Source organism: Lysobacter capsici (assembly GCF_014779555.2).
Taxonomy (GTDB): Bacteria; Pseudomonadota; Gammaproteobacteria; order Xanthomonadales; family Xanthomonadaceae; genus Lysobacter; species Lysobacter capsici.
Genome location: NZ_CP094357.1, coordinates 5316242 through 5333245, shown reverse-complemented (window position 1 = coordinate 5333245; position 17004 = coordinate 5316242). Strand labels below are relative to the sequence as shown.

The window sequence follows — 17004 nt, the reverse complement described above, 5'->3', positions numbered from 1 at the left end:
CAGTCCTGGGGCCGACCCGGGCCGTGGCGCAAGGTCTGGGCGAGGGTGCCTGGGCTATGCTCGGCGGGGTTTAGGGGGAAGTCTTCGCAAGGCAATGCACCGGTTCTGGCGCTCCATCTGGCAGCTCGCGCTGATCCTGCTCGGTCTGACGACCGCGGCGGTGGCATCGGCGCAGCCGTTCGCCTTGTCGCGCCTGGAGCCCTCCACCGATCCGCCGCCCGCGCGCGTGCTGGCCGGCGACTACGACGCGCGCTTCGTGCCGGAGCGGGGCAACGAGATCGCCGTGCTCGACCGCAACTGGCATTGGTGGCGATTGGTCTCCACCCAGGACGTGCCCGCCGACAACGCGCCGCAATTGGTGCTGACCCAGCCGTACCGCAAGTTCGTCGGCATCTGGCGCGCGGGCGCGACCTCGCCGGTGCGCCGCTCGATTCACGGCAAGGCCGCCGATTTCCGCCACTCCTCGCGGTTCCTGGTGTTTCCGCTGGAAGGCGGCCTGCACAAGGGCGAGGTGATCTACCTGCGCGCCGCGGCCGCCGATGTCACCGCCTCGACCCTGCTGGTGATGCCGCTGGACGCGGTGCATCGCCAGGACATGAGCCACATCGCCCTGCGCAGCGTGGTGCTGACCGCGCTCGGGGTGATCGCGCTGCTCGCGTTCGGTTTCTGGGTCGGTCTGAAGGAGCGCGGCTACGCCTATCTGTGCCTGACCCTGGTGGTGCAGACCCTCAACCTGGCGGTGGAGGGCGGCGAGACGCGGATGATTCCGTGGCTGGGCGACATCATGCCGGACCGCCGCACCAATGTCGTTCTGAACACCGCGGCGGTCTTGGCCAGCGTGCGCTTTCTGATGTTCTTCCTCGACCTGCGCGCGACCCAGGCGCCGGTGGCGAAGCTGCTCAACATCTGCAGCTGGCTGCTCGGCGGTCTGTTGCTGGTGTCGATGATCCACACCTGGCGGGCCAGCGCGTCGTTCGGCAACGTGGTGCTGCTGGTGGTGATCGGCGCGATCGTCTACGCCAGCGCGGTGGCGATCGGCCGGCGCCAGCGCGAAGCCTATTTCCTGATGCTGGCGTGGACGCCGCTGATGGCGGTGTTGATCGTGCTGGTCGGTGCGTACCAGCGCTGGTGGCCGTCGTACGGTTGGCTCGAATACGCCTATCCGGTCGGTCTGGTGCTCGGCGGCCTGGGCCTGCTGCTCGGTCTGGCGGCGAAGCTGCAACAACTGCGCCGCGATCACGACAGCGCCAAGCACCGCGCCACCTACGACCGCCTGACCAGCGTGATGACCCGCGCGGCGATCGAGGAAGGCATGCGTCAGGCGATCACCGAAGCGCACCGCGCCTCGCGTCCGCTGACCGTGGTGTTCTTCGACATCGACCATTTCAAGCGCATCAACGACGAACACGGCCACAGCGCCGGCGACGAAGCGCTGCGCACGGTCGCCGAACGCACCCGCAACCGGCTGCGCGCGACCGACCTGTGCGGCCGCTACGGCGGCGACGAAATCCTGGTCGGCCTGCCGGGCACGCGCCTGGAGCAGGGGCTGGTGGTGGCCGAGCATCTGCGCCGCACCATCAGCGCCAATCCGCCGAGCATCAACGGTCGGGTCCTGCCGTTGAGCCTGAGCCTGGGCGTGGCCGAGCTGCGTCCGGGCGAAAGCTTCGATCAGTTGCTCGAACGCGCCGACGCCGCGCTGTACGCGAGCAAGGCCGGCGGCCGAGACCGGGTGACGGTGCAGCAGGCCGCGGCGCACGACATCGCGATCTGATCGGCGTTTTTTCGGATCAGGCGCCGGCCGTTTCGATCGCGCGCCGCACCACCTGCAGTCCCGAACGCGAACGCGCCGGCGTCGCGCCGGCGAAACCGAACACCAGTCCGCCGTGCTGATACGGCGGCCGCTCGCAGTCGCCGTATTTCGACAGCGGATGCACCACGACGCCGTCGCGCCCGCAGGCCTCGGCCACGGCGCGATCGTCGATGCGCGTCGGGCCCTTGAACCACGCGGCGACGTGCATGCCGGCGATGGCCGGTCCGAATTCCAGCACGTCGTCCAGCGTTCGCGCCTGCTCGAGAAACGCCAGGCGCCGCTCGTCGTAGATCGCCCGGGTCTTGCGCAGATGGCGGGCGAGGTGGCCTTCGTGGATGAACGCGGCGAGCACGCCCTGCGCCAGCAGCGCGGTGTGGCCGTCGGCGCTGTGCTTGGCGTCGACGAAGGCGGCGACCAGCGGCTCGGGCACGATCGCATAGGCGATGCGCAGGCCCGGAAACAGGATCTTGTTGAAGCTGCCGACGTAGATCACCCGTCCGGTGTCGTCCAGGCCCTGCAGCGAGGCGATCGGGCGGCCCTGATAGCGGTAGTCGCCGTCGTAATCGTCTTCGATCACATAGGCGTCGCGCTGCCGCGCCCACGCGAGCAACGCCTCGCGCCGCGGCAACGACATCTCGCAGCCCAGTGGATACTGATGCGCGGGCGTGACATAGGCCAGGCGCGCATCGGGCGCGCGCGCCACGCCGGCCGCGACATCCAGTCCGTGTTCGTCGACCGGCACCGGCACCACCTGCAGACCGACCGCACGGAGGCAATGCTGCACCGGCTGATAGCCGGGCGTTTCGCACCAGGCGCGATCGCCCGGATCGGCGACCACCTTGCCAGCCAGTTCCACCGCCTGCTGGGTGCTGGTGACCACGATCACCTGTTCGGGCGAACAACGCACCGCGCGCATCGCCGACGCGTGCGCGGCGATCGCGCCGCGCAGCGCCGGCAGGCCGTTGCTGGCGCCGTATTCCCAGTAATCGCCGCCGGCCTTGCCGGCTTCGCGCAGCAGCAGCCGATTCCAGATCTCGCGTGGGAACAGATCAATCGGCGGCAACGACGGCGTGAACGCCCGCGCCGACGCCGATGCGTAATGGCCCGGATACGCGCGCAATGCCTGCGCGCGTTGCGACAGGCGGCGCGGCGTCGTGTCGGGCTCGGTGTTCGCCGCGCGCGCGGACGGCATCAGGTCGCGTTCGGGCAATTGCGCGGCGACGAAACTGCCGGCGCCGCGGCGGCGCACGATGTAGCCGTCGGCGACCAGTTGATCCAGCGCCCAGTCGACGGTGTTGCGGGCCACGCCGAAGTCCTGGGCGAGCGTGCGGCCCGACGGCAGGCGCGCGTTCGGCGGCAGCGCGCCGCTGACGATCGCGGCGCGGATGCGTTCGCAGATGCGCGCGTACGCCGGCTGCCCGGCTTGCGCCTGCAGACCGGTGACGTCGACGGAAAACACCGAACCGGCATGTTTGACCATGCCGCCATGCTACCGGCCCGGCGCGCGGCTGTATTTGCCGCCGCTCTCAACCGCGCCGCGGACGATGCCGGTCGCGCTGCATCTGCTGGTGATGCGATTGCGCGCAGGCCGGCCCGCAATACAGCCGCTCGGGTTCGCCGTCGAACGGCTCCAGGCAGGTCTGGCTGAGGCAATACCCGGCCGGCGCCGGCCGTACCAGCGTGTCGGCGGCCTGCTGGCGCGCCTGCAGGGATTGGGCCAGGTTGATGGCCTCGAACAACTGGGCCTGGTCGATCAGATCGGTCATGACGTTCGCATCCTTGTGCGCGACGCGGCGCGGCATGCGCCGCCGGGCTCGCAGATTCCCATTGCCCGTTCGCAGGCGATGACACGCGCCGCCGCGGCGATCGTGGATCGGCGCGGATGTGCGTTTTCGTGGGCACGGGCACACCCAGTCGCAGGATCTGATCTGGCCGGCGGTTAGTCTGTATTCCGCGACTTCAGCGGCCATCCAGGAGCGCACCATGAGCCTCGACAACACCCCCGCGGGCGGTCCGCAGACCCGCCGCGCCATCCACGCGCTGCACGCGGCCACCTGGTTCGCGCTGACCCAGGGCGATCGCTACAGCGCCCTGGGGCGCAAGTCGGTCGCCAACGCCTTCTACAACATCCTGCCGATGCTCGCCGAGGTGCGCAAAGCGATGCTCGATGAGGGCGAGCCGGCAAGCGACGTGGTCTCGGTGGCGGCGGCCGCCACCGCGACCGCCGTGGCGTTGCCCGATAGCGGCGGGGCGCATGCGCTCAACGACGATGTCGCTCGTGAGGATGCGAGTGTGGTGGCGATTCAGGATGGGCGGGAATCGTTGCGTTGATGTGGGCGGTGCGGGAGTTCCACCTGGCATCCGTTTCTTTCGATGCACATGTGGCGCCTTTTGCTCCGAACGAGCGATCTGCGTCGTTTCTCCGATGGTTCCCTGTAGGAGCGGCGCGAGCCGCGACCGCGCCATTACAGCTACGCCGCAGGTTACGACGCGCCCGCAATGGCGCGGTCGCGGCTCGCGCCGCTCCTACAGGTAGGCTCTGTGGCTTGCGCTTGAAGCCGCGCAGTTCATCCAGCGCTGCGAGGCTTGTAACTCGCGTTAGCAAAAGCACACCCGAAGGGCGACGCGCATGGATGCGCGTCGCGCGCCACCGGGACATGGATGTCCCGTGTGGCGCGTGCCCGCGTCGGCATCGCACTTGCGGGCCCTTGATTCAAAGAAAAGCGTTTTTCTTTGGTTACCTTTCTTTTGTCGCTTTTGACAAAAGAAAGTAACTCGGCCGCTTGCGGACGAAAGCTGTTGATCTTGCCTTTGGCTTCAAAAGCTCTAGAGCTTCAAAGCTTTGAAGCCTTTGAAGCTGCAAGCAGGATCAAAAGCGTTCCGCCGCTGAAGCGGCGGGTCACTTTCTTTTGTCTAAAGCAACAAAAGAAAGGTAACCAAAGAAAAATGCTTTTTTGTGAATCAAGGGCCCGCGCGTGCGGTGCTTCCGCAGGCATGCGCCACACGGGACATCCTGTCCCGGTGGCGCACGGCGCACATCCATGTGCGCCGCCCTACGGGTGTGCTGTTGTTCTCGCGAGTTCCAAGCCTCGCAGCGCTGGATGAACTGCGCGACTTCTGGCTCAAGCCAAAGCCAAAGCCAAAGCCAAAGCCAAGCCAAGCCAAAAAATCCCAACAAAGTGACTTGTCACTTCATTGGCGAAAGCCGGTGATCTTGTTTGAACCTCTGCGACTTGGAGGTCGAAAACCTCAAGGCCCTCGGACCAACCGCGAAATCGCCGGTATCTACCCACGAGCAAGCCAGCCACCGCCCGGTGTCGAATGGCACAGGCGCCCACGCCGCGCCGGTCGTAAGGTGCGCCGATCCACCGCCATGAGATCCCGCGATGAACCGATTCGTTCCAGCCGCGGCCCTGACCGCGATGCTCTGCGCAGGCATGGCCGGCTCCGCGCTCGCCGCGTCGGAAAAAGCGGCCGCCAGCCCGGCGACCCAGGTCGAAACGGCCAAGCCCGTTGCGGCCAAGAACGACGCAGCCAAAGGCGATCCCGCGAAAGGCGGCTCCGCCCTGTACGACACCGTCGCCGCGCTGGACACGCAGATGTTCGATTCGTTCAATCGCTGCGACGACCCCGCCCAGTTCGAGCGCCATCGTGCGCTGTTCGACGACAAGGTCGAGTTCTATCACGACAACGGCGGGGTCACCTGGACGCGCGAGGAAATGCTGGGCAACGTGCGCAAGAACGTATGCGGAAAGTTCCGCCGCGAGTTGATCCCCGGAACCTTGCGCGTGTACCCGATCAAGGACTTCGGCGCGATGGAAATCGGCGAGCACCGGTTCTGTGCGACCGGCGAAACCACCTGCGCCGGCCGCGGCGAGTTCATCCTGGTCTGGCATCGCGTCGGCGAGCGCTGGCAAGTCACTCGCGCGATCAGCTACGCGCACCGCCCCAACGACTGAGGCGCTCGGGCCGCGCGGTGTCGTCCTGATGGAGGCCGACGCTGCGACTTCGCCAGACTCGCATCGGCTGGGCTCAGTACGTCGATCGCGATGCGATGGGCGCAAACGTGGCGTCGCTGCTCAAAAGAACGTATTGATCGCACCGGTGACGCGATAGCCGTCGTCGGTCAGCAACATCAGCGTCCACTTGTCGAAGGTGGTGCACGGATGCGAGATGCCGGTGCCGACCAGATCGCCGACCTGCAACGGATGCTCGACCGGAAGTTCCAGATAGGCGTGTTGATCGTTCATCTTGACGATGCGCGCGTCGCGCATCGGCCGCGGCGCCGGTTGGCCGGGGCGATGCCAACTCAGCGGGCGCGGCAGGTCGATGTCGTAGGACGCGTCGCGCTTGCCGAGGGTCAACAGCGCCAGCCCGGGTTCGGGCCGCGACTGCACCATCGCCCATACTTCCAGCGCCGGTTGCAGACCGTGGCGGAAACTGGCGTCGTGACGGGTGCGCATTTCCCGCTGCAGTCCATGGTAGAGCCCGTGGTCCGAAGTCAGATAGCAGCCGGACCGCAGTATTCGCCGCAGCGGACACGAGGTGTCGCCCACACTGTTGAAGGCGTCTGCGACGAAGTCGAAATAAGCCGAACCGCCGGCGCTGATCAGGATCTCGTCGCCGTCGAACAATCCTTCGCTATCGCAACGCCTCGTCAGCGCGACCATCTGGGTCAGCAGCGACTGCACGCGTTGCAGATCGGCATCGCGATCGGCGCTTACCCACAAGCCTTCGTAGCCTTCGATCCCGGCCAGCGACAGATGCGAAGCCGCATGCACTTCGCGCGCGAGCTGCAGCGCCGGGTCGAGGCCGCGCACGCCGCTGCGTCCGCCCTCGGCGCCGAGTTCGACCAGCACCGGCAGGTGCCGTTGCGGCGCGATCTGTTGCATCACATGGTTCAGGCGCTGTACGCCCGCGCTGGAATCGACCAGCACCCAGGCCTGGAAATCGGCGTCCTCGCGCAGCAGCGCGGCGAGGCTTTCGATATCGGCGATCGCCACCAACTGGTTGGCCAGCAGCACCCGCTTGACGCCGAAACGGTGGGCCACGCGCAACTGCGGAATGGTCGCCAGGGTGATCGCCCAGGCGCCGGCGTCGAGTTGGGCCTGGAACAACTGCGGGCTCATCGTGGTCTTGCCGTGCGGCGCGAGCAGGGCGTCGGCGCGTTCGACGAAGTCGCGCATCCAGGCGATGTTGTGGTCCAGCGTCGATTGCCGCAGCACCGCGACCGGATAGGACAGCAAGCCGTCGAGCACGTTGAGGCCCAGTTCGCCGAGCGTGTCCTGGCGCAGCGGCTGCCGCAGGGCCAGGCCCTTGGTGCCGGGATGCAGCCACTGGTGCGCGAGCTCGCGCAGCGCGTCGTTCATCGGACTGCTCCATTCATCGTGGTGCTCCAGGATAAGTTCGGACCTCATCGACCGCGCCGGCCATCGGCCTGGCATCGGTCGCAGTCGTTGCTGCTCATCATGCGCGTCTGGCTCAAGGCGAGCAGCCAGCGGCATCACATCTTTCGTTTGAATAAATTTAAAAAAATGATCTTTCGAATCGCCGTCAGAGACTAGCAAATACGCCTGTATTTATGCATTGTGCGGCGTGAAACGGATACGGAACCGTGCAAGTTCATTCGCGCGCCGGCGCCGATGAGGGTCGATCGCAAGATCGGAATCGACGCCATCGCCGGTCGCGCGCTTCGCGCCACTAGCCGTATTCGTATCCATCCCGCTGTTCACTCCACCGCACCGATCGAGGCACCCGCATGAACCGACGCGATTTTCTCGCCACCTCCGCGACCGCGAGCACGCTGCTGGCCAGCAGCGCGTTCACTCCGGCGTTCGCGCGCACCCGCTCGAAGCTGCGGATCGGCCTGATCGGCGTGGGCATGCGCGGCCAGGTCCATCTGACCGAACTGCTGCGTCGCGAGGACGTGGACGTGGTCGCGTTGTGCGATGTCGAGCCGATCATGCTCGATCGTTCGCTGGCGATGATCGCCAAGGCCGGCAAGGCCAAGCCCGCGACCTACGGCGCCGACGGCGACCTCGACGCCTATCGCGCGATGCTGGCCAAGGGCGGGCTGGACGCGGTGATCATCGCCACGCCCTGGGAGTTCCACGCCGCGCAGGCGATCGCGGCGATGCAGGCCAAGGTCGCGGTGGGCTGCGAGGTGGTCGCCGGCCTCACCCTCGACGATCACTGGCAGGTGCTGCGCGCTCAGCAGAGCACCGGCACGCCGTATATGCTGCTGGAAAACGTGTGCTATCGCCGCGACGTGCTGGCCGCGCTCAACATGGTGCGGCAGGGCCTGTTCGGCGAAATCGTGCATCTGCAGGGCGGTTATCAGCACGATCTGCGCGGGGTCAAGTTCAACAGCGGCAATCCCGACCAGCCCTACGGCAGCGGCGTGGAGTTCGGTCCGAAGGCGTGGTCGGAAGCGCGCTGGCGCACCGAGCATTCGGTCAAGCGCGACGGCGATCTGTATCCGAGCCACGGCATCGGCCCGTGCGCGATGGCGATCGATATCCACCGCGGCAACCGCTTCACCCATCTGAGCGCGTTCTCGAGCAAGCCGCGCGGCCTGCACGATTACATCGTCAAGAAGGCCGGGCCGGAGCATCCGAACGCGAAGGTCAAATTCAAGCTCGGCGATATGGTGACGACGCAACTGCTGTGCGAGAACGGCGAGACCATCGTGCTGCAGCACGACACCTCGCTGCCGCGCCCGTACTCGCTGGGCTTCCGCGTGCAGGGCACGAACGGCTTGTGGATGGACGTCAACGATTCGATCCATATCGAAGGCAAGAGCCAGCCGCACAAGTGGGACAAGGCCGACGACTGGTTCGCCAAGTACGATCATCCGCTGTGGCAGCGCTTCGCCAGCGCCGCCGCCGATGCCGGTCACGGCGGCATGGATTTCTTCGTCATTCACGCCTTCGTCGAAGCGCTCAAGGCCGATGCGCCGATGCCGATCGACATCTTCGACGCGATCGCCTGGAGCGCGATCACGCCGCTGTCGGAGCAATCGATCGCCGAGCACAAGACCCTGGAATTCCCGGACTTCACCAACGGCAAGTGGAAAGACCGCAAGCCGATCTTCGCCCTGAACGACCGCTACTGAGGTCGGCCGTTCGATCTCGCCGCGAGCGCTCGCTCGTGGTTGCCGCGCAGGCTCGCCCACGAGGCGAGCCTGCGCTCAGGGCTTGGCATCGAATCCGATCACCGCATTGTCCAACGGCATCTGCGCCTGGCGCGGCTGCGGCTTGGCGTCGAACGCCGAAGTCGAATCCAGCACCTGATCGATCGATCGCGTACCCGAATAGCTGAAGGCATCGAATACGAACGGCAGGCCTTCGGATTGCTCGAAGGTCGGCGCATTCGACACGTGCAGGTGAAGATGCGGCCCGCCGGTGTTGCCGGACTGGCCGAGCCGGCCCAGGCTCTGGCCGCGGCGCACGCGTTCGCCGATCTTCACCGCCACGCTGCCGCGTTGCAGATGCGCGTAATGCACATAGACCCGCGGCGCGATTTCCAGGATCACGTAATTGCCGTACAGCGCGTCGGCGCTCAGCGTGGACGGTTCGGACTGCGGCGACAGCGGCGCGTGTTCGGCCTGGCCGTCGCGCGCGCCGCGCACGATGCCGTCGGCCGCGGCAAGCACGTCGGCGCCGTAGCCGATCCAGTCGGCATGCTTGGTTTTACGCAGCTCGCCGGCGCCGTCGCGCACGGCATGGCCGCGCGCGTCCAGGCCGACCAGATCCAGCGCATAACGTTGCGGGATGGTGACATCGCCATTGGCCACCACCAGGCTGCCCCAGTGATGCGACTGCGAATTCGACGGACCTTCGTAGGCCAGCCATTGGCCGCCGCGCAACGGCGGACCCAGCACCACCGGCGGCGCGCTGGCGAGCGCTACTCGCGCGCCGTCGACCCAAAGTTTCGTGCCTTTCGTGGTTTCGAATTCGATGCGGTGGCGCAGGCTCGTCGGCGCGGGGCGCGCGGCCGGCAGGGTCAGCCAGACGAATAGCTCGCCGCGCAGGCCACCGCCGATCGCGACGCCGTCCTCGGGCTTAGCGCCCTCGGGGGCGCGCGGAATAGCGATGCGCTGCAGGGCTTCGCCCTGGAAATCCGCGAGCGCGGTGTCGCTGTCGTCGGCGTATACGGTCAGACGCTTGACTCGCAGCACGCCGGTATCGCGATAGAAGTTGCTCAGGTGCAGTTCGTAGGCGAGGTGGCCGGCGCCGTCGGTGGCCGCGACCGCGGCCGGCGCCCACGGCACCCGCGCTTCGACCGGCGCCTGCAGTGCCGGGTCGAGGGCCGCGCTGCGCGCCGGCATCGGCGCGGCGATGGCTACGAGCAGACCCAGCCCGGCCAGCGCCGAACCCAGCCGTGGCGCTGCGCGCCGATTCAGTGCGATAGCCATCGATTTTCCTGGATGACGCCGGGCGGCGCGGATGGGCGGAAATGCTACCGCACCGCGCACGTATTGCCGGTGCCTTGTGGCGCCCGGGCGGCGACGACCGTCGGTCGCTAACTGTCAAAAATTAGTTGACAGGTTTTGAAGAAACTGAATAACCTTTAAAAAACAATTTACAGGTTACGACGATGCGCCGTGCCCGCGAACGGTTGTTGTCCGGCGTCTGGCTGCTGTGCGCGGCGCTGACCGCCTGCGCGGACACGCGGTCCGGCGCATCGACCGCGTCCGCCCGATCCGAACCCGAGTCCGCCATGCCGATCGCGTCCTCCCTCGTGCTTATCGATGCGCCGAGCAATCTCGGCCTGCGCCCTCCGCGGCCCGGTGTCGAGCCCGGCGTGCGGCGCATGCCCGATGCGCTGCGCGCGACCGGTTTGTTGCCGCGTTTGCATGCGCATGACGGCGGCCGGGTCGAGGCGCCGGCGTATTCGCCCGAGCCCGATCACGCGACCGGTTTCCGCAACGGCGCGGCGATCGCTGACTACAGCCAGAGCCTCGCCGATCGCCTGTCGCCCTGGCTGCGGCGCAAGCGGTTCGTGCTGGTGCTCGGCGGCGATTGCAGCGTGCTGCTGGGCAGCGGCCTGGCCCTGAAGCAACACGGACGCTACGGATTGGCCTTCGTCGATGCGCACGACGACTTCTCGTTCGCGCGCGATCGCCGGCGCTATCAAGGCCATTTCGCCGCGGCCGGGCTCGACCTGGGCCTGTCGACCGGACACGGGACGGAGGCGTTGTCGAATCTGCGCGGGCAATCGCCGTATTTCCGCGGTGAGGACGTGGTCCATCTGGGCCTGGTGACGACCGACGACGACCGGCGCGATTACGACGTCGAAAGTTTCGAGCGCTCGGGAATCCACAGCATCGACGCCGCCACGATCCATCGCGACGGCGCGCGGCAGGTCGCCGATCGCGCGCGCACCCGCCTGGAGGCGATGCCGACCGAGGGCTACTGGATCCACGTCGATGCCGACGTGCTCGCCGAGCGGGTGATGCCGGCGGTGGACTCGCTGAACCCCGACGGCCTGGATTTCGAGCAACTGCGCGCGCTGCTGGCGCCGTTGCTGGCCAGTCCCAAGGCGATCGGCATGGAGCTGACGATCTTCGATCCGGACCTGGACCCGGACGGAACGCTCGCGCGGCGCCTGAGCGATGCGATCGTGGGCGCGTTCGAGGACAGCGGGCGCTTGCGCGAGTGAGCGCGGTCTGATCGAGCGAGTTCGCCGAGGCGCCGCGAATCAACCAAAGCCTGCGTCGAATCAAGTCGCGCGGAAATCCGGATACCGCGACGCCAGCCGCGCTTTCACCGAATCGGGAACCGCCACGCCATCGAGCCACAGTCGGCGCAAATTCGGCAGCTGGTCCAGCAGCGGCAGCAAGGATTCGACAGGCATCGGCGCATACCCTTGAGCGCCGCCGATCGAAAGATATTCCAGCGCCGGCAAGCCGCGCAGCAGATACAGATCGTCCACGCTCAGCGAGGTCGCCCACAGGTCCAGTTCGCGCATCTGCTTCAACTCGCAGATCGCCTCCAGACCGGCGCGCGAAATCGCGGTTCTGCCGGCGTGCAGACCGGTCAGCGCCGGCAAGCGCGCCAGTTGCCCCGCCATCGCATCCTCGAACGGCGTCGCCTCGATATCCAAGGTTTGCAGCGTGCTCATTCCCATCAAGGCATCGAACGCTCGCGGCGTGAGTCGCGAACTCTGGATGCCGAGTTCGATCAGGCCAGGACAGCGCGCGACGTCCAGCAGATCCGCTTCCGCCAATCCCGTCAACTCGCGAAAGACACGCAGGTCCTTCGCCTGAGCGAAGCCGCCGGGCCGGCCGCGCGGAAGGATGCGCAGGACGTCGAGTTCGCGCAGGCCGGCGATCGCGAGCACCTCGCGCATCGCCGCGCGGCTGACATCGCAATTGAGATGGAGTCGTTGCAGCGACGGCAGCTTGCGCAAGCCCTTGGCGCGCGTCGCGCTCAGGCGGCCCATGGAATGCAGGCTCAGGCGCGCGATCGGCCCCTGCGCGGCGAGCGCGGCGATGTCGTCGGCATCGAAATGCTCGTCCAGCGTTTTCCAATCGTCCGTTTGCATGCGCCGCCGCCGACATCGAGGATTTGCGCGGATGATCGAGGCCGCGCTTTGCCGGGTCAACACGCTCGCCCGGAACAGGAGCGGGTTGGTGCCTTATTCGACCGACGCGCCCAGGTCGGCCTGCAAAGTCCGGTAATCGCGCGGCGCCATCCCGACCGTCGCCTTGAACTGCCGCGCGAACGCGCTTTGATCGGAAAAACCGCAAGCCAATCCGACCTGAGCGATGCTGGCGTCGCCACGCAGATGGTGCATCGCCGCTTCGATCCGCAGCTTGGTCAGGCTCTGCTGCGGGGTCAGCTGAAACACGCGCTGGAAGTGGCGTTCCAGTTGCGCCACCGACAGGTTCGCCAGCTGCGCCAGCGCGGTGACGCGCAGCGGCCCGGCGTAATGCTGCTGCATGTGTTCGGTGACCCGGCGCAGGCGTTCGTAGGTGGGATCGCGCCCGTCGGGCGCGCCGAGGTCGCGCGACAGGCCGACCAGTCCGCAGCCGCCGTCGGCCAAGGGCAGCGGACGCTTGCCGGTCAGGCACCAGCCCGGTTGCCGGTTCGGGTACAGATGCACTTCCAGCTGATTCTCGATGATGTCGCCGGCGAGCACGCGCCGATCCTGCAACGCATAGCGCCCGCCCAGGCGCGCGGGAAACACGTCGGCGACCGCGCGGCCGATCACGTCCTCGCGCCGCTTCAGGCCCAGGCGCCGCACCAGGGTCAGGTTGGCGTGGGTGTAGCGGCCGGCGGCGTCCTTGACGAAGAACACCACGTCCGGCAATGCGTCGCACAGGGTCTGCATCAGTCCGGCATCGATCCGGACCGAAGCGTCGTTGAGGCTGGCGGTGGGCGAGGGCATGGCAGCGGGACAAGGCCGGACCGGCGGTTCGGCGATTATGCCGAATTCCGCATCCGGCGCCGGCAAGCTGCGCTAGACCGCGACCGGCCCGGGCCGCGAGCATGGACGGATGCACAGCCTCGACATCATCGACTCGCACACCGGCGGCGAACCCACCCGCGTGGTGATCTCCGGATTCCCCGATCTGGGCGCCGGCAGCCTGGCGCAGCAGCGCGAGCGCTTTCGCGACCGGTTCGATCATTGGCGCAGCGCGATCGCCTGCGAGCCGCGCGGCTCGGACACGGTGGTCGGCGCGCTGCTGCTGCCGGCGCGGGCGGCCGACGCCTGCGCGGGCGTGATCTTCTTCAATAACGTCGGTTACCTGGGCATGTGCGGGCACGGCACGATCGGGCTGGTGCGCACCTTGCAGCACCTGGGACGGATCGCGCCGGGCCGGCACCGGATCGAAACGCCGGTCGGCACGGTCGGCGCGGAACTGCATGAAGACGGACGGGTCTCGGTCGACAACGTCGAAAGCCGCCGTCACGCCGCGAACGTCAGCGTGCAGGTCGAGGGCTACGGCGAAGTCGTCGGCGATGTCGCCTGGGGTGGCAACTGGTTCTTCATCGCCAAGACCACGCGCGAGATTTCGCTGGCGACGCAACGCGAATTGACCGCGTACGCCGAAGCGATCCGCCATGCCCTGGTCGCGGCCGGCATCACCGGCGCCGACGGCGCCGAGATCGATCACATCGAACTGGAAACCGCCTCACTCACGCCCGGCATCGACGGGCGCAACTTCGTGCTGTGCCCGGGCCTGGCGTACGACCGCTCGCCCTGCGGCACCGGCACCAGCGCCAAGCTGGCCTGCCTGGCCGCCGACGGCAAACTCGCGCCGGATGCGGTGTGGCGACAGGAAAGCGTGCTCGGCAGCGTGTTCGAAGGCCGCTACCGCGTTGGCGAACACGGCGTCCTGCCGACCATCACCGGCAGCGCCTACATCACCGCCCGCGCGCAATTGCTGATCGACGACAACGATCCCTTCGCCTGGGGCGTGGTGGCGCGCTGAGCGATGGCGGCCTTCGACCTCATCGTGATCGGCGCCGGCATCGTCGGCACCGCCTGCGCCGAACTCGCCGTGCGCGAGGGGCTGCGCGTGGCCGTGGTCGAATCCGGCGCGGTCGGCGGCGGCGCGACCGCGGCGGCGATGGGGCATCTGGTGGCGATGGACGACGATCCGGCCGAACTGGCGTTGTCGCGCTATTCGCTGGGCCTGTGGGAACGGTTCGCGAGCCTGCCCGAGGCCGAATTCAGCCGCTGCGGCACCTTGTGGGTCGCGCGCGAAGACAGCGAGTTCGCCAGCGTTGCGGCCAAGATCGCGCGACTGGCCGCGGCCGGCGTGCAGGCGCGGCGGATCGAGGCCGATGAGTTGTATCGACTGGAACCCGCGCTGGCCGCCGGTTTGCGCGGCGGCATGCTGGTGGCCGATGAGGCGGTGGTGTATCCGCCGCGAGTCGCGCTGCATCTGCTCGGCCTGGCGCGCGAGGGCGGCGCGAGCTGTTTGCTGGGACGGCGCGCGATCGGGTTGAGCGCCGACGGCGTGCGTCTGGACGACGGCTCCAGCCTGATCGGTCCGGTATTGGTCGCGACCGGCTGCGCCTTGCCCGAGTTGTTGCCGCGCTTGCCGATGCGTTCGCGCAAGGGCCATCTGGTCATCACCGAACGCTATCCGGGGCGCGTGCATCACCAACTGCTGGAGCTTGGTTACGCCGACAGCGCGCACGGCGACGCCGACAGCAGCGTCGCGTTCAATGTGCAGCCGCGTCCGACCGGGCAGATCCTGATCGGTTCCTCGCGCGAGTTCGGTGTCGACGATCGCGACGTGTCGCCGGCGATGCTGCGGCGCATGCTCGAACGCGCGTTCGCGTTCGTGCCGATGCTGCGCGAATTGCAGGCGCTGCGGGTGTGGACGGGATTTCGCCCGACCACCTTCGACGGCCGGCCGTATATCGGCGCGGTCGCCGAGCGCGCGCACACCTGGGTCGCCGCAGGCCACGAAGGTTTGGGCGTGACCACCGCGCTGGGGACCGCGCGGTTGCTGATCGATCAGATGCTCGGCCGCGCGCCGGCGATCGATCCGGCGCCGTTCCTGCCGGCGCGGGCGCTGCAATGACGGCGCCGAACGTACGTGTGCATATCGACGGCGTCGCGGTCGAAGTGCCGGCCGGGGCCAGCGTCGCCGCGGCGATCGCTACCAGCAGCGAAGTCGCGCCGCGGTTTCGCCGCTCGCGTTCGGGTCAGCCGCGCGCGCCCTTGTGCGGCATGGGCGTGTGTTTCGAATGTCGGGTGACGATCGACGGCGCCGCGCATCAGCGCGCCTGCCTGACCGTCGCGCGCGAAGGCATGCAGGTGCACTGCGATGACTGAGCACTGCGACGTGCTGGTGATCGGCGCCGGTCCGGCCGGGCTCGCCGCCGCGTGCGCGGCCGCGGCGCACGGCGCGAAGGTGGTGTTGGTCGACATGCAGCCGCGCGCGGGCGGGCAGGTGTGGCGACAGGACCTGCGCAAGCCCGCGGTCGCGGCGGCGCGCGCGGCTTTCGCCGAATTGTCGGCGCGGCCGGATATCCGCTGCCTGCAACAGGCGCAGGTGGTCGCGGCGCGACCCGGACAGGTATTGATCGAACACGCCGGTACGGCGATGGAGTTGCATTACCGCGCACTGGTGCTGGCGACCGGCGCGCGTGAGCTGCTGCTGCCGTTTCCGGGCTGGACACTGCCCGGCGTGACCGGGGCCGGCGCGCTGCAGGCGCTGGTCAAGCAAGGCTGGCCGATCGCCGGCAAGCGCGTGCTGGTCGCCGGCAGCGGCCCGCTGTTGCTGGCCGCGGCGGCGACGCTGCATGCGCACGGCGCGCAGGTGCTGGCGATCTGCGAACAAGCGCCGGCCGCGCAATTGCGCGGTTTCGCGATGCAGTTGTGGCGCTGGCCGTCCAAGCTGATACAAGCCGCCGGGCTGCGTGCGCGTCTGGCCGGCGTGCCGTATCGCAGCGGCATCTGGGTGCGTGCTGCATCGGGCGATGAGCGCGTGACCGAGGTCGAGATCGAAAGCGCGCGTGGCGTCGAACGTATCGCCTGCGATCACGTGGCCGTCGGGTATGGGTTGGTCGCCAATACCGAACTGGCGCAGCAGCTCGGTTGCGAACTGACCGCGCAGGACCCGCACCCGCATGTACGCGTGGATACGCGCCTGATGACCAGCGTGGCCGATGTGTATGCGGCCGGCGAAGCCTGCGGCATCGGCGGTGTCGACACGGCCCGGATCGAGGGCGCGATGGCCGGCTGTTTCGCCGCGGGCGCCGATAAAGAAGCCGAAGCGCTGCGCGCGCGTCGCGATCACGCCCGCGCCTTCGCCGCGCTGCTGCCGCGCCATTTCGCCTTGCGCAAGCAGATCCATCTCGCCGCGACCCCTCCGACCGTGGTCTGCCGCTGCGAGGACGTGAGCCTGTCGCAATTGCAGGATCACCACGACTGGCGCGCGGCCAAGCTCGCCACCCGCTGCGGCATGGGCAGTTGCCAGGGCCGCATCTGCGGCGCGGCGCTGGCCGAGTTGCGGGTGTTCGACAGCACGCGCCCCGCTACGAACGCGGCGCATCCGACTCCTGTTCCCCCGACACCGGCCACGACCGCGCACAGCGCGCGACCGCCGGTCTTCCCCACCCGGTTGGCCAGCCTCGCCGGGTCTTTTTCTTCCGAGGGCAAAGCGGCCGAGCACGATCCGGCCGCGCAATCCAAGCCTTAGCCCAATCCCGCTTCGTTATTCGCTT

16 protein-coding genes are annotated in these 17004 nt (G+C 67.9%); 9 read left to right on the top strand and 7 right to left on the bottom strand.

The features are described 5' to 3' along the window. Positions 1 to 94 precede the first annotated feature (94 nt). On the top strand, positions 95 to 1771 hold the full coding sequence (locus IEQ11_RS22030; protein ID WP_052756416.1) for a sensor domain-containing diguanylate cyclase: 1677 nt from the start codon (positions 95 to 97) through the stop codon (positions 1769 to 1771). A 16-nt stretch (positions 1772 to 1787) separates the two neighbouring features. Here IEQ11_RS22030 and pdxR read toward each other — a convergent pair whose 3' ends face one another. Together pdxR and IEQ11_RS22020 are read right to left on the bottom strand one after the other, a co-directional pair. Further along, positions 1788 to 3290, bottom strand: coding sequence for a MocR-like pyridoxine biosynthesis transcription factor PdxR (gene pdxR / locus IEQ11_RS22025; protein ID WP_191821228.1), 1503 nt, complete (start codon positions 3288 to 3290; stop codon positions 1788 to 1790). Between the two features lie 46 nt (positions 3291 to 3336). After that, entirely contained in the window at positions 3337 to 3576 is a 240-nt protein-coding gene (locus tag IEQ11_RS22020) for a hypothetical protein (protein ID WP_148650550.1), read from the bottom strand. Positions 3577 to 3793: 217 nt separating this feature from the next. On the opposite strand from IEQ11_RS22020, the gene IEQ11_RS22015 reads away from it, so the two are divergent. Continuing rightward, positions 3794 to 4141, top strand: coding sequence for a hypothetical protein (locus tag IEQ11_RS22015; protein ID WP_191821229.1), 348 nt, complete (start codon positions 3794 to 3796; stop codon positions 4139 to 4141). A 1055-nt stretch (positions 4142 to 5196) separates the two neighbouring features. After that, complete coding sequence (locus tag IEQ11_RS22010; protein WP_228464701.1) at positions 5197 to 5769, top strand: nuclear transport factor 2 family protein; 573 nt, start codon at positions 5197 to 5199, stop codon at positions 5767 to 5769. A gap of 120 nt (positions 5770 to 5889) precedes the next feature. Here IEQ11_RS22010 and IEQ11_RS22005 read toward each other — a convergent pair whose 3' ends face one another. After that, positions 5890 to 7179: an amino acid deaminase gene (locus IEQ11_RS22005; RefSeq protein WP_191822142.1), complete on the bottom strand. Its 1290-nt coding sequence runs from the start codon at positions 7177 to 7179 to the stop codon at positions 5890 to 5892. Positions 7180 to 7568: 389 nt separating this feature from the next. Between IEQ11_RS22005 and IEQ11_RS22000 the strand changes: the two genes are divergently transcribed. Then, positions 7569 to 8924, top strand: coding sequence for a Gfo/Idh/MocA family protein (locus IEQ11_RS22000; RefSeq protein WP_191822143.1), 1356 nt, complete (start codon positions 7569 to 7571; stop codon positions 8922 to 8924). Between the two features lie 75 nt (positions 8925 to 8999). On the opposite strand, the gene IEQ11_RS21995 is transcribed toward IEQ11_RS22000, so the two are convergent. Continuing rightward, positions 9000 to 10226, bottom strand: a complete 1227-nt coding sequence (locus tag IEQ11_RS21995) for a M23 family metallopeptidase (protein ID WP_191822144.1) — start codon at positions 10224 to 10226, stop codon at positions 9000 to 9002. A gap of 121 nt (positions 10227 to 10347) precedes the next feature. After that, positions 10348 to 10533, bottom strand: a complete 186-nt coding sequence (locus tag IEQ11_RS21990; protein WP_191822145.1) for a hypothetical protein — start codon at positions 10531 to 10533, stop codon at positions 10348 to 10350. Here IEQ11_RS21990 and IEQ11_RS21985 point away from each other — a divergent pair. After that, the gene (locus tag IEQ11_RS21985; protein ID WP_191822146.1) at positions 10532 to 11473 is read left to right on the top strand and encodes an arginase family protein; all 942 of its coding nucleotides are present in this window, start codon (positions 10532 to 10534) and stop codon (positions 11471 to 11473) included. The genes IEQ11_RS21990 and IEQ11_RS21985 overlap by 2 nt on opposite strands. Positions 11474 to 11533: 60 nt before the next feature. Here IEQ11_RS21985 and IEQ11_RS21980 read toward each other — a convergent pair whose 3' ends face one another. Together IEQ11_RS21980 and IEQ11_RS21975 are read right to left on the bottom strand one after the other, a co-directional pair. Next, positions 11534 to 12358, bottom strand: a complete 825-nt coding sequence (locus IEQ11_RS21980) for a leucine-rich repeat domain-containing protein (RefSeq protein WP_191822147.1) — start codon at positions 12356 to 12358, stop codon at positions 11534 to 11536. A gap of 93 nt (positions 12359 to 12451) precedes the next feature. Next, the gene (locus tag IEQ11_RS21975; RefSeq protein WP_057922734.1) at positions 12452 to 13204 is read right to left on the bottom strand and encodes a PAS domain-containing protein; all 753 of its coding nucleotides are present in this window, start codon (positions 13202 to 13204) and stop codon (positions 12452 to 12454) included. 109 nt (positions 13205 to 13313) lie between these two features. Here IEQ11_RS21975 and IEQ11_RS21970 point away from each other — a divergent pair, with 109 nt between their 5' ends. The 4 genes from IEQ11_RS21970 to IEQ11_RS21955 are packed head-to-tail and all read left to right on the top strand — an operon-like array spanning position 13314 to position 16979. Further along, complete coding sequence (locus IEQ11_RS21970; protein ID WP_191822148.1) at positions 13314 to 14252, top strand: 4-hydroxyproline epimerase; 939 nt, start codon at positions 13314 to 13316, stop codon at positions 14250 to 14252. A gap of 3 nt (positions 14253 to 14255) precedes the next feature. Beyond that, complete coding sequence (locus tag IEQ11_RS21965) at positions 14256 to 15356, top strand: NAD(P)/FAD-dependent oxidoreductase (RefSeq protein ID WP_191822149.1); 1101 nt, start codon at positions 14256 to 14258, stop codon at positions 15354 to 15356. Beyond that, positions 15353 to 15610 (top strand): 2Fe-2S iron-sulfur cluster-binding protein, encoded by a 258-nt coding sequence (locus IEQ11_RS21960; protein ID WP_036113506.1) that lies wholly within the window; start codon positions 15353 to 15355, stop codon positions 15608 to 15610. The genes IEQ11_RS21965 and IEQ11_RS21960 overlap by 4 nt, the downstream gene beginning before the upstream one ends. Further along, a complete protein-coding gene (locus tag IEQ11_RS21955) occupies positions 15603 to 16979 on the top strand; it encodes an NAD(P)/FAD-dependent oxidoreductase (RefSeq protein ID WP_191822150.1) in 1377 nt (458 codons plus the stop codon). Before IEQ11_RS21960 ends, IEQ11_RS21955 begins: the two co-directional genes overlap by 8 nt. Positions 16980 to 17004 lie beyond the last annotated feature (25 nt).

Coding starts and splice junctions, on each gene's coding strand:
- IEQ11_RS22030 (WP_052756416.1), top strand. CDS start 95: ATGCACCGGTTCTGGCGCTCCATCTGGCAGCTCGCGCTGATCCTGCTC.
- pdxR (WP_191821228.1), bottom strand. CDS start 3,290: ATGGTCAAACATGCCGGTTCGGTGTTTTCCGTCGACGTCACCGGTCTG.
- IEQ11_RS22020 (WP_148650550.1), bottom strand. CDS start 3,576: ATGACCGATCTGATCGACCAGGCCCAGTTGTTCGAGGCCATCAACCTG.
- IEQ11_RS22015 (WP_191821229.1), top strand. CDS start 3,794: ATGAGCCTCGACAACACCCCCGCGGGCGGTCCGCAGACCCGCCGCGCC.
- IEQ11_RS22010 (WP_228464701.1), top strand. CDS start 5,197: ATGAACCGATTCGTTCCAGCCGCGGCCCTGACCGCGATGCTCTGCGCA.
- IEQ11_RS22005 (WP_191822142.1), bottom strand. CDS start 7,179: ATGAACGACGCGCTGCGCGAGCTCGCGCACCAGTGGCTGCATCCCGGC.
- IEQ11_RS22000 (WP_191822143.1), top strand. CDS start 7,569: ATGAACCGACGCGATTTTCTCGCCACCTCCGCGACCGCGAGCACGCTG.
- IEQ11_RS21995 (WP_191822144.1), bottom strand. CDS start 10,226: ATGGCTATCGCACTGAATCGGCGCGCAGCGCCACGGCTGGGTTCGGCG.
- IEQ11_RS21985 (WP_191822146.1), top strand. CDS start 10,532: ATGCCGATCGCGTCCTCCCTCGTGCTTATCGATGCGCCGAGCAATCTC.
- IEQ11_RS21990 (WP_191822145.1), bottom strand. CDS start 10,533: ATGGCGGACTCGGGTTCGGATCGGGCGGACGCGGTCGATGCGCCGGAC.
- IEQ11_RS21980 (WP_191822147.1), bottom strand. CDS start 12,358: ATGCAAACGGACGATTGGAAAACGCTGGACGAGCATTTCGATGCCGAC.
- IEQ11_RS21975 (WP_057922734.1), bottom strand. CDS start 13,204: ATGCCCTCGCCCACCGCCAGCCTCAACGACGCTTCGGTCCGGATCGAT.
- IEQ11_RS21970 (WP_191822148.1), top strand. CDS start 13,314: ATGCACAGCCTCGACATCATCGACTCGCACACCGGCGGCGAACCCACC.
- IEQ11_RS21965 (WP_191822149.1), top strand. CDS start 14,256: ATGGCGGCCTTCGACCTCATCGTGATCGGCGCCGGCATCGTCGGCACC.
- IEQ11_RS21960 (WP_036113506.1), top strand. CDS start 15,353: ATGACGGCGCCGAACGTACGTGTGCATATCGACGGCGTCGCGGTCGAA.
- IEQ11_RS21955 (WP_191822150.1), top strand. CDS start 15,603: ATGACTGAGCACTGCGACGTGCTGGTGATCGGCGCCGGTCCGGCCGGG.